Raw genomic sequence first — 12,032 nt, 5'->3', positions numbered from 1 at the left:
CTGTGTAGGTCCGTGTCGGGTGGCGGTTCGCTGGTATCTCGGCTGGGAGGGTGCATTTTTCTTGCGGGTAGGCGAGTATGCCCCGCGGAATCATGCGGTTTTGGAGATTGATAGGTGGGGTAGTCGCGCGAAATGCTATCGCTCAGCCGAGATGCATGCGGGATGCATGCCGGTGCGGCGGATGTTCATGGTGGCGCGCGACTATGGGGCGCGTGGTTATGCAAGTGCGTGGTTATGCTGACGTACGTTCACACTGCAGCATCTGCGCCGCGCGTCTACACTGGGGAGACATGGAGCAACTTACCGTCGTGATTTCCGGATTCGATCCCTATGAGGGCGTCAGCGTGAACCCGTCGCTCGTCGTGCCCGACGCGCTTGCGAACGAAGGCGTCGACGTCGATCGGAACAACATTGAGGACCCGCTGCACGACGTCGCGATCGACGTGACGGCCGTGCATGTGCCGGTCAGTTTCCGCAACGGATGGGCGAAACTGCATGCCACGCTCGAGGAGGTGCAGCCGAACATCGTCATCGCGACCGGGCTCAAACGCGCGGCGCGCGGCATTCTGCTCGAACGGTGCGCGATCAACCTCAAGGACACGACGCGCCCCGATGCAGAAAATGTCATCCCCGGCCGACGCGTCATCAACGAGGACGGTCCGGCGGCGTACTGGACCGGGCTGCCGCTGCGCGCAATCCTCAACGCGTTCGCCCAGGACAACATTCCGGCGACGCTGAGCTCGGACGCCGGCACCTATGTGTGCAATGCGCTGTTCTACCATCTGCAGGAATGGGCGGCGCAGCGCGGCGACACGATGGGCGGATTCGTCAACCTGCCGCTCGTCAACGAGCATCCGCATCCGCAGCACGGCCTGTCGCTGCGTCAGCAGATCCAGGCCGGCAAGGATCTCATCCGCGCCTCCGCCCGCTACTATCTGCAGCCCACCCGCGAAGACATTCTGCTGTAGGTGGCAGTCGGTAGTTGAAGTCAATCACATACTGCCGTCTAGGGGGGGCTGGGATGGAGGTCTGTGGTTGGGTTCAACTACGGACTGCCATCTGAGCGGCCGTAAATGGCAGTCGGTGGTTGAGGTCAACTATGGACTGCCATTCAGAAGGGTTGAGATGGAGGTTTGTGGTTGGGGTCAACTACGGACTGCTGCCGCGGTACCGCACACACCAACACCAACACCAACAACCACCGCACCACCGCACCACCGCACCACCGCACCACCGCACTGGGGATGTGGTTTTGCGCCTACTGTGAGTTTCCGCGTGTTGCGACGGCGGCAGGCGATATGCATAGACTAAAGTTCATGCTGTAGGCGTGCGTCGCGGACGCGCGCAAGGTCTTGCGAACACCCTTTCGCGAAAGGAATGACTAATGGTTGAGCGATTCCCGGTCGTGCTGCGTGGCTACGACAAAGAACGTGTGGATGAGGCGATGATTGCGGCGCAGACGACGATCGACCGTCTGCGCGAACAGGTGAAGGCCGGGGACGACACCGTGCTGCAGCTCCAGGCGCAGCTGCAGGAGGAGAAGAACCGCAAGGCCACGTCGGACAACTCCTTCGCGTCGCTCGGCGCGAACGCGCAGCAGATGCTCGCCTCCGCCGAACAGACGAGCACCGAACTGCTCGAACGTGCGAAGAAGGATGCGGCGAGCGCGCGCGTCGAGGCGCAGTCGCAGTCGCAGACGCTGATCAACAACGCCAAGCTCGATGCGCAGCATCTCGTCGACGACGCCCAGGCGAAGGCCGACACGATGCTCAAGAACGCGCAGAACGAGGCGACGACGATCATCACGAACGCGCAGCAGGAAGCGAGCCAGCTCAAGGCGTCGACGGCGAAGATGGTCAGTGAGCAGCGCCAGACGCTCGACCTCGAGCTGACGAACTCGCGCGAGGAGCATGTCAAGCGTCTCGAAGCCGAGAAGGCGTCGCAGGAGCGCGAACTCGCCGAACTGCGCGCGCAGGCGACGCAGCAGATCAGCGATCAGCGTCGCAGCGCGAACGAGGAGATTGCGCGTCTCAAGAGCGAAACGAACGACCAGATCGAGACGGCGCTCGCCGACGCGAACAAGAAACTCGCCGACGTGCGCGAGCAGGTGTCGAAGCTGATGACCGAGGCGCAGCGCAAGGCCGGCGAAATCACCGATTCCGCGAAGTCGCATGCGCAGGAGATCACCGACACGGCCGAAGTCAACCGTACGAAGACGATGAGCCAAGTCAACGCCGAAGTCGAGCAGATCCGCGCCGACATCGCCGCGCAGCAGGACGAGGCGACGAAGAAGGTCGCCGAACTGCTCAAGAACCTCGAAGAACGCCGCCAGCAGGCGAAGGAGGAGGCCGAGACGCAGATTGCCGAAGCGAAGCAGATCCGCGAGGAGGCCGACGCGTACGCCGCGCACAAGCGCAAGGAGGCTGACGAGGAGTCGGCGCAGACGGTGCGCAAGGCGAGCGAGGAGGCGAGCAACCAGATCGAGCAGCGTCGTCGCGCCGCGCAGTCCGAACTCGATGGCCTGACGAAGCGCATCGGCGACCTGCAGCGCCGCGAAGCCGATATCACGCAGCGCGTCTCCGAGCTGCGTTCGATGTTCGCGAACGCCTTCGCCGGCTTCGGCCTCGGCGTCGACAACGCGCATTCGACCGACAACATGTCCGTCGTCAACGCCTTCGTCGAATCCGACAACGACGCCGACGACAATGCCGATGCCGATGCCGATGCCGATGCCGACACGACCGTGCTCATCGACGACGACCACGCGTCGCACACGCCGATCGTGCCGCCTGCGCCGACGATGCCCGAACATGAGGACGCCGCCGCCGACACAACTGCCGACGCCGATGCGACCGTCGTCGCGCCGCACGCCGAGGAAAGCACGACCGAGGTCATCGACGTGACCGAAACCGCCACCGACGGATCCGCCGACGCACCGGCCTTCGACGCGAGCGACAACGACCCCGACGACACGCAGCTGACCGACTGACGGCAGCCTCGACGACCGCCCGTAACGGCCGTAATCGCGCGTTCCGGACGTTCACATACCACGGTGCGCGCCGTCCGCCGACACGTGGCTGCACGCGGCAACCACTGCCGACCACAGCAGTCCAACCAACAGTCAACCCGCGCCAACCACCGTCACCTGTGACAACCACCAAAACCACTGACCAGTAGCAAGGAGCAACATTGACCGCAATCACCCCATTGTCCGCCGACGAACTCAACCAGCTGACCGCCGACTTCGACTCCGACCCCGTCAACCGCATGGCGATGAACGCCGTCACGAGCGCCGGCATCGACAAGGTCGCGCGCAACTACGACCGCGCGCGCCTGCTGCAGCGCCGTTTCTCGACGACCGTCGACAACGGCGAGGCGACCCATCAGGACCGTTCCGGCCGCTGCTGGCTGTTCAGCTCGCTCAACGTGGCGCGTTTCGTCGCGAAGAAGAACATGAACCTCAAGGAGTTCGAGTTCTCGCAGAACTATGCGATGTACTACGACAAGCTCGAGCGCATCAACTATTTCATGGGCGACATGGCCGATCTGATCCGCGGCGGCGAGCCGATCGACTCGCGTCTGTTCCAGCACATGCTCGCCGACGTCATGGGCGACGGCGGCCAATGGACGATGGCGCTCAACGTCTATAAGAAATACGGCGCCGTGCCGAAGGACCTCTATCCGGAGACCGAGTCGTCGAAGAACACCGGCGAGATGAACACGCAGTTGCGTCGCCTGCTGCACACGGCCGTTGCGCACATGGTCGACGATCCTTCGCAGATCGACGATATCGTGCGCCGCACCGTCGAAGCCGGCCATCGTATGCTCACGATCCACCTTGGCGAGCCGCCGAAGCGCTTCCACTGGGAGTGGACCGACGCCGACGGCGTCTTCCACCGCGACGGCGAGATCACGCCGCAGGAGTTCTGGAACCGCTACGTCGGTTCCGCCGACCTCGAAAGCTACGTTTGCCTCGTCGACGACCCGCGTCGCGAACATGCGAAGGGCCGCAAGATCGGCATCGAACATCTGGGCAACGTCGTCGGCGGCGACCCGACCGAGTACCTCAACGTGCCCGTGCAGTTCATGAAGGACTGCGTGCGCGACATCCTCGTCGAGCAGGGCATTCCGGTGTGGTTCGGCGCCGACTGCCATCCGATGATGGATCGCGCCGACGGCGCATGGGCGACCGACCTGTTCGAATACGGCAAGGTCTACCGCGTCGATTTCGACATGACGAAGGAGCAGCGTGTGCGCTTCGGCGATTCGGCGATGAACCATGCGATGGCTTTCGTCGGCGTTGACGTCGCCGATGACGGCACGACGACCCGCCGTTGGCGCGTCGAGAATTCGTGGGGCACGAAGATCGCCGACAAAGGCTACTTCACGATGGGCGACGACTGGTTCGACGAGTACGTCTTCGAAGTGGCCGTGCCGAAGGCGATGCTGCCCGACGAGTACCTCAAGGCGCTCGACGAGCCGGCGACGATGCTGCCGGCCTGGGATCCGATGGGTGCGCTCGCGTAACACGTCCGATCCGCCGAGGTGACCGCCGCGGCCGTCACGACCAATCCGACCACATTCCGGCCTATTTCCTCTCAGCGGCGCGTGGGTTTTGCGACCCATGCGCCGCTTTGTGATACGCGACGCCGATACGTCAGGGGATGTGACCTAGTATGGGTATCCGATTTCCCGCCCGGGAACGTTCGCAGCATGCAAGAGGATCGATAAGAGGAAGAAGAGGAACGAACGATGGCAGCCCTCCGTGGTCCGGACAGTTCGCAGGACAATGTGCTTGACGCGCGCGCCGTGGTCCCTGAGACCGTCGACGTCAACATCCGTCAGCTCGACCCGATCCCGGCTCCGCGCTATTTCATCAAGGAGCTGCCGCTGACCGACGCGATGAGCGAACTCGTGCTGTCCTCACGCCGGCAGATCCGCGATATCCTGCACGGCCGCGACGACCGTGTCCTCGCGATCGTCGGCCCGTGCTCGATCCACGACCCCGCCGCCGCGCACGAGTATGCGACGCGGCTCGCCGCGCTCAACGAGGAACTCAAGGATCGATTGATGATCGTCATGCGCGTCTATTTCGAGAAGCCGCGCACGACGATCGGCTGGAAGGGCCTGATCAACGATCCCGACCTCAACGGCCGTTTCGACATCCGCAAAGGCATGTGGCTCGCGCGCAAGGTGCTCACCGACGTGCTGTCGCTCGGGCTGCCCGCGGCGACCGAATGGCTCGACCCGATCACGCCGCAGTACCTGTGCGACCTCATCAGCTGGGGCGCGATCGGCGCGCGCAATACTGAAAGTCAGGTGCACCGCGAACTCGCGAGCGGCATGAGCATGCCGATCGGCTTCAAGAACGCGACCGACGGCTCGATCAAGCCTGCCGCCGACTCGTGCTACACGGCCGCCTTCGAACACCATTTCCTGTCCGTCAACCTCGACGGCCAGGTCATCTCCGCCGAGACGAAAGGCAACCCCGACTGCCATCTTGTGTTGCGCGGCTCGAGCAGCGGCCCGAACTACGATCCGGTCTCGGTCGCCGAGGCGCTTGAGGCGCTCAAGGCGTCGACGGCTGCCGGCCCGAGCAACCACGGCCTCGTCATTGACGCCGCGCACGGCAACTGCGGCAAGGATGAGGTCGTCGAGGCGCGCGTCGTCGAGGACATTGCGTCGCGCATCGCCGCCGGCGAACGCGGCATCCTCGGCATCATGATGGAAAGCTTCCTCAAGGGCGGCCATCAGAAGCCGGCGCCGCTTGACCAGCTCGTCTATGGCCAGTCGGTGACCGACGCCTGCGTGCCGTGGGACCGCACCGAGCAGGTGCTGCGCGAACTCGCCGACGCCGTCGCCACCCGCCGCGGCAACTGAGCGCCCATCGCACGATGCAACGCATCATCGCCAGCGGCAACGCGTCGCAGCTGCGCGGCGGCAAGCCCGCGCCCACCCCGTCCATCCGCCCGACCGCGCGCCGCGAATCGGCGCCGGGCGCCCACATCCGCGTCATCGACGGCCTGCGCGCGCTCGCGATCGGCGGCGTGCTGCTCTACCATGCGCGCCCGTCGCTCGCCGTCGGCGGTTTCCTTGGCGTCACCGTCTTCCTTGTATTGTCCGGATTTCTGATTACGCGCGGTCTGCTTGGGCTGATGGAGGCGTCGCGCTGCTCGTATCCGCGCTTCATCGTGCGCCGCGCGCGCCGCATCTGGCCGCCGGTGCTCACGACGATCGCATTCGCGTCCGTCGTCGTCTATATGTGGGCGCCGTCGCTGCTGCTCAAGCTGCGCGCCGACGCCGTGCCGAGCGCGCTGTTCTACAGCAACTGGTCGTACATCTTCCGCCACGTCTCGTATTTCGATGCCGCCGGGCTGCCGTCGCCGCTGACGCATCTGTGGTACACGAGCCTGATCATGCAGTTCTATCTGCTGTGGCCGCTGTTGCTCGCGCTCATCGTGTGTTTCATGCGCCGCACGTGGGCGCGCGCCTGCACGATCGCCGCGCTCATCGCGGCCTCGACGATCGAGATGGCGATGCTGTACGCGCCGGGGCATGACACGTCGCGCATGTACTACGGGCTCGACACGCGCGCCGCCGAACTGTTCGTCGGCGCGCTGCTCGCCGTCCTCATGCATCGGCGAAGCGACGATGGAAAGGCCGATCTGACATGGCGCGAGCGCCGCCGCGATCTGCGTTTCGGCGCGCATGTGCTGCCGCTGACGGCGGGACGTGCCGTCGACGTCGCCGCCTGCCTGTGCCTGATTGCCCTCGTCGTCTCGATGTTCGTCGTCGACGCCTCGTCTGCGTGGATGTACCACGGCGGTTTTCTGCTCTATGCGCTGCTGACGGCGGCGATGCTGTGGGCGGGGACGCTGCCGGGCGTCTTCGGACGCGCGATGGGCGTCAAGGCGCTCGCCTATCTGGGCTCGCGCTCGTTCTCGCTGTATCTTGTGCATTATCCGCTGCTGCTCGTCATGAATCCTGCGACGCGCGCCGCCACGCCGTGGTGGTTCGTCGTCGGCCAGTTCCTCGTCATCCTCGTCGTCGGCGAGGTCTTCTATCAGTGCGTCGAGGCGTTGCGCGGCGCGCCGTGGCTGCCGTGGACGCGCCGCCGATACGACAATCCCGAGCGCACGCAGCGTCCGGGTGCCTTCATCGGCGCGGTGACGGGGGTCGTCATCATCGTCATCATGCTGCTGCCGCTGCCGTGGCGTCAGCTCACGCATGAACGCGCCGTCGCGCTGCGTCCCGAACTCGGCATGACGGCCGAGCAGGCGCGCAAGGAACTCGACGCGCAGCGCAAACCGCAACCGTCGCCGTCCACGCCGAAGGAGATGGCGAAGGAGGCGCCCGAGCCGCCGAAGCCGAAGGTCGAGGCGCTCAAGGCGCCCGACAATCTCGATCCGTCGCGCTGGCGTTGCGACGCGGCTGCCGGCACCTGCGACGCGCGCATCCTCATGGTCGGCGATTCGGTGACTGAAGGCGTCGCGCCGGTGCTCATGCAGCATTTCCCGAATCTGCACGTCGACGGCGCCGTCAGCCGCCAGTTCGGCACCGGCGTCGATCTGCTGCGCCAGTATCTGGGCGCCGAGGATCCGCAGCTCATCGTCTTCGCGCTCGGCACGAACGGGCCGCCGACGCAGCAGAGCGTCGACGAGGTCATCCGTCTGGCGAACGGACGGCCGTTGTATTTCCTGACGACGCGTGCGCCGGTCGGGTGGATCGACCAGACGAATCAGATGTTCGTTGATACCGCGAAGGCGCATCCGAACGTCGGCGTCATCGATTGGGCGGCGCTTTCCGGCGCGCATCCCGAATATCTGTACGACGACGGCACGCATCCGAATGAATTGGGCACGCAGGCCTACGAGCAGATGCTGATGCGCGCCGTGTGCCCGCAGTGATGCTTGCGGCGATGTGCGCGCACGGTGCAGATGGATGCGCCGTGCGCCGGCCCTTGCTAAGCTGAGGCCGGAACAAGAAGGAGCATCGTAGATGAGTGATCAGGACCCGCATCGCGGCGACACGCCCGGGCACACGTTCTTCGAGGACCATCGGCGTGCGATCGAGAACGGCGAACCGCTGACCTACACGGCGGACAGGCTCGACGAGGTGCACGCCGTCATGGCCGCCGGAGGCAACCCGCTGACGGCGATCCCCGACCTGCCGCGCTGGGAGGACGCCGTCGGCATCGACCGCATCATCAACCGCCGCGTCATGGAGCTCGACCCGCTGCCGACACCGGCACAGGTGCTGTCGGCGCTGCCGCTCGACGCCGCCGCGCAGGACATCGTCGCCTATTCGCGTGACGAAATCCGCGCATGCCTCTACGGGCAGGACGACCGTCTGCTCGTCATCGTCGGTCCGTGCTCGGTGCACGACCCGAAGGCCGCGCTCGACTATGCGCAGCGGCTGTACGAAGTCAAGCAGGAGCTCGAGGGCGAACTGCTCATCGTCATGCGTGTCTATTTCGAGAAGCCGCGCAGCACCGTCGGCTGGAAGGGCCTGATCAACGATCCGGACATCGACGGCAGCCACAACATCCAAAAAGGTCTGCTGCTCGCCCGAAAGACGCTGCTCGACGTGCTCGGCGCGGGGCTTGCGGCCGCGACCGAATTCCTCGAACCGACAAGCCCGCAGTACATCTCCGACGCGATCAGCTGGGGCGCGATCGGGGCGCGCAACACCGAAAGCCAGGTGCACCGCCAGCTTGCGAGCGGCCTGAGCATGCCGATCGGCTTCAAGAACGCGACCGACGGCTCGGTCAAGGCGGCGATGAACAGCTGCATCACGGCGGCCGGCCAGCACACCTTCTTCGGTATCGACCATATGGGGCGTGCCTGCGCGGTCGAGACGCTCGGCAACCCCGACTGCCACATCGTGCTGCGCGGCTCGAGCCACGGCCCGAACTACGACGCCGTGTCGGTGGGCGAGGCGATGGCGATGATCCGCTCGTCGATGGGTGCCGACACAGCGGCCGCACACGGCCTGATCATCGACTGCTCGCACGGCAACTCCGGCAAGGACGAGGTGCGTCAGGCCGCCGTCGTGCGTGACATCGCTGCGCGCATCGCCGCCGGCGAGCCGGGCATCACCGGCGTCATGATGGAAAGCTTCATCGAAGGCGGCAACCAGCCCGAGGCGCCGCTCGACAAGCTCGTCTACGGCAAGTCGATCACCGACCGCTGCATCAGCTGGCCCGAGACCGACCGTTTGCTGCACGAACTCGCCGAAGCCGTCAGCGCACGCCGCTGGCGCTGACGACGGCACACGCACGTCATCGATACAGCACATCATCAATAAACGAACAACCGGAAGGACACCCATGGCCAGTTTCAGCTCCGTTGCCATCATCAGCGCGCTCGACGAGGAGGCCGCGCACATCGCCGCCTCGCTCGATGACGTGCGCGAAGAACACCGCGCGAGCCTGACGATCACGCGCGGCACGCTGCCGACGCACGAGGGACGCGAACTCAATGTCTCGGTGACCGTCGGCGGCATGGGACTTGTCAACGCGGCTGCGACGACGCAGTGCCTCATCGACGTCGCGCAGCCGGACGCCGTGCTGTTCTCCGGCATCGCCGGCAATCTCAACCCCGATCTGCACATCAACGACATCGTCCTGGGCGAAACATTGCGCTACCTCGACACCGACATGCGCCTGATCGGCCAGTGGAAGCCACGCACCGAGGAATTCCACTCCGATCGCGAACTCATCGCGCTCGCCGAGGACGCGCTCGACGGCATGGGCATCCACCACATCAACGGCGTCATCGCCTCCGGCAACTACTTCGTCGACTCGCCCGAACAGGTCGAACGTGTCATCCGCGAGACGCACGCCGACGCCGTCGAGATGGAAGGTGCCGCCGTCGCGCACGTCGCCGCCCGCAACGACGTGCCGGCACTCGTCATCCGCGCGATGAGCGACAACGCCGACACCGACTACGAGGATTTCCGCTCCTTCGATGTGAGCGACTACGCGGACACGGCGGCAAAACTCGCCGTCGAGATCCTGCGCAGGATGTGAGACGATGACGCCGGCGCTCGCGATGGTGTGCTCGGCCGTGCTCGTCATGGCCGTGACGGCCGTCGTCGCCTACCGCATCGGCGCGGCGCGGCGACGGCCGCCGCACGACGCCGCGCTGTTCGCCGGCCATGGCGACGTCGACGCGATCGACGGCGAACGCCGCATGCTCGCGATGCTTGAGGAGTCGGTCGTCGTCGCCGAGCCGGACGGCACCGTGCTCGCCGCGAACGAGGCGGCCGTCGAACGCGGCATCATCGTCGACGGCATGCTCGCCGACGACGCCGTGCGCGCGCTCGTGCGCGAGGCCGCGCACGGTCCCGTCAGCCGTGAGCTGACGCTCGAGCGCGACGGCGGACCCATGCACATCGCCGCGACCGCACAGGTCACGACGCAGGCAACCACGCAACCGACCGCACAACCGACCGCACAATCGACGACGCAGGCAAATACTCAGCCGCCGGCGGCGCGCGTCACGCTCGTGTGCGCCGATACCGGCTACCGGCGCAGCGTCGACCGTGTGCGTCGCGACTTCGTCACGAACGTCTCCCATGAACTCAAGACGCCGGTCGGCGCAATCATGCTGCTCGCCGAGACGATCGCCGATGCCGGTGACGACGTCGACATGATCCGTCATTTCGCCGCGCGCATCGGCGTCGAGGCGAAACGACTCGACGGGCTCGTGCGACGCCTCATCGAACTGGGACGCATGAACGCCGGCGACGAACGGCCGACGCATGTCGTCGACGTGCGCGAACTCGTCGCGCATGCAATCGCCGACACCGAGGTCACGGCGGCCGCGCGTCGCGCAGTCGTGCGGCTGCGCGACGATGCCAACGGCGCGCCGCTGCCGGTCGACGTCGACGCCGCCGGCGTGCACATCGCGCTCAAGAACATCGTCGAGAACGCAATCAACTATTCGCCCGAAGGCGCCACCGTCGCCGTCGAGCTTGCGCGCACCGGCGACGAGGCGCGCATCCGCGTCGTCGACCACGGCGTCGGCATTCCGCAGCAGTTGCAGGGACGCGTCTTCGAACGTTTCTACCGCGTCGACCCGGCGCGCTCGCGGCTCACCGGAGGCACCGGCCTCGGATTGTCGATCGCCAACCATCATGTGCACGCCAACCACGGGCGCATCGAGCTGTGGTCGCGGCCCGGGCAGGGCTCGACGTTCACGGTGACGCTGCCGCTCGCGGACACTGCAGGCACTGCGGACACTGCAATCGTTGCTGATGCCGACCATCAGCAGAAGGAGGAGCGTCGATGACGCGCATACTGATCGTCGAGGACGAACCGTCGTATCTCGATCCGCTGCTCTACCAGCTCACGCGCGAAGGCTACGAGGCCTACGGCGCGGCGAGCGGCGAGCAGGCGTGGACGATCTATCAGGAGATGGAGTTCGATCTCGTGCTGCTCGATCTGATGCTGCCCGGCGTTTCGGGGACGACACTGTGCCGGCGCATGCGCGAGCTGCGGCGTGTGCCGATCATCATGGTGACGGCGAAATCGACGGAGAACGACGTCATCATCGGTCTCGAGATCGGCGCCGACGACTATGTGACGAAGCCGTACTCGTTCCGTGAACTGCTCGCGCGCATCCACGCAGTGCTCCGCCGCAGCCTCGAAGGCCGCGACGAGGGTGCCGACGCAGAACGCACGCTCAGCTGCGGGCCAATCGAACTGTCGACCGCGTCGCACGAGGTGCGCGTGCGCGGCGAACTGACGGCGTTCCCGCTCAAGGAATTCGAAGTCCTCGAATACCTGCTGCGCAACAAAGGGCATGTGCTCACGCGCCACCAGCTCATCGCGCGCGTCTGGGGCAGCGACTACGTCGGCGACACGAAGACGCTCGACGTGCACATCAAACGCATCCGCGCGAAGATCGAGGACGACCCGGCGCATCCGACGCTGCTGACGACAGTGCGCGGCGTCGGCTACCGGATCGGACAGTGACTGCGGCGCGATCGTTCACGCTAAATTCACTTTTCCAGCGCGGGCGCATCTG

At 65.7% G+C, this 12,032-nt stretch carries 9 protein-coding genes; all 9 read left to right on the top strand.

The annotated features are described in order from the left end of the window. Positions 1–290 precede the first annotated feature (290 nt). Positions 291–968 carry a pyroglutamyl-peptidase I gene (locus G606_RS0102720; protein ID WP_026644674.1) on the top strand — a complete coding sequence of 226 codons (678 nt, stop codon included), beginning with the start codon at positions 291–293 and terminating at the stop codon, positions 966–968. A gap of 416 nt (positions 969–1,384) precedes the next feature. Further along, positions 1,385–2,989: a cell division protein gene (locus G606_RS0102715; RefSeq protein WP_026644673.1), complete on the top strand. Its 1,605-nt coding sequence runs from the start codon at positions 1,385–1,387 to the stop codon at positions 2,987–2,989. A gap of 200 nt (positions 2,990–3,189) precedes the next feature. Then, positions 3,190–4,527, top strand: a complete 1,338-nt coding sequence (locus G606_RS0102710; protein ID WP_026644672.1) for a C1 family peptidase — start codon at positions 3,190–3,192, stop codon at positions 4,525–4,527. Between the two features lie 225 nt (positions 4,528–4,752). Further along, positions 4,753–5,880 carry a 3-deoxy-7-phosphoheptulonate synthase gene (locus tag G606_RS0102705; protein ID WP_026644671.1) on the top strand — a complete coding sequence of 376 codons (1,128 nt, stop codon included), beginning with the start codon at positions 4,753–4,755 and terminating at the stop codon, positions 5,878–5,880. A 14-nt stretch (positions 5,881–5,894) separates the two neighbouring features. After that, positions 5,895–7,907 (top strand): acyltransferase family protein, encoded by a 2,013-nt coding sequence (locus G606_RS0102700; RefSeq protein ID WP_081663907.1) that lies wholly within the window; start codon positions 5,895–5,897, stop codon positions 7,905–7,907. Between the two features lie 220 nt (positions 7,908–8,127). Then, positions 8,128–9,264 (top strand): 3-deoxy-7-phosphoheptulonate synthase, encoded by a 1,137-nt coding sequence (locus tag G606_RS09635; protein ID WP_034523552.1) that lies wholly within the window; start codon positions 8,128–8,130, stop codon positions 9,262–9,264. 64 nt (positions 9,265–9,328) lie between these two features. Continuing rightward, positions 9,329–10,030, top strand: a complete 702-nt coding sequence (mtnN, locus tag G606_RS0102690) for a 5'-methylthioadenosine/S-adenosylhomocysteine nucleosidase (RefSeq protein WP_026644669.1) — start codon at positions 9,329–9,331, stop codon at positions 10,028–10,030. A gap of 4 nt (positions 10,031–10,034) precedes the next feature. Continuing rightward, positions 10,035–11,294, top strand: a complete 1,260-nt coding sequence (locus tag G606_RS09630) for a sensor histidine kinase (protein WP_051198377.1) — start codon at positions 10,035–10,037, stop codon at positions 11,292–11,294. Continuing rightward, positions 11,291–11,980, top strand: coding sequence for a response regulator transcription factor (locus G606_RS0102680; protein WP_026644668.1), 690 nt, complete (start codon positions 11,291–11,293; stop codon positions 11,978–11,980). The genes G606_RS09630 and G606_RS0102680 overlap by 4 nt, the downstream gene beginning before the upstream one ends. Positions 11,981–12,032 lie beyond the last annotated feature (52 nt).

It is taken from the genome of Bifidobacterium sp. AGR2158 (assembly GCF_000424225.1).
Lineage (GTDB): Bacteria > Actinomycetota > Actinomycetes > Actinomycetales > Bifidobacteriaceae > Bifidobacterium > Bifidobacterium anseris.
Note: the sequence above shows the minus strand (reverse complement) of the source record. Positions and strands in the feature narration are given on the sequence as shown.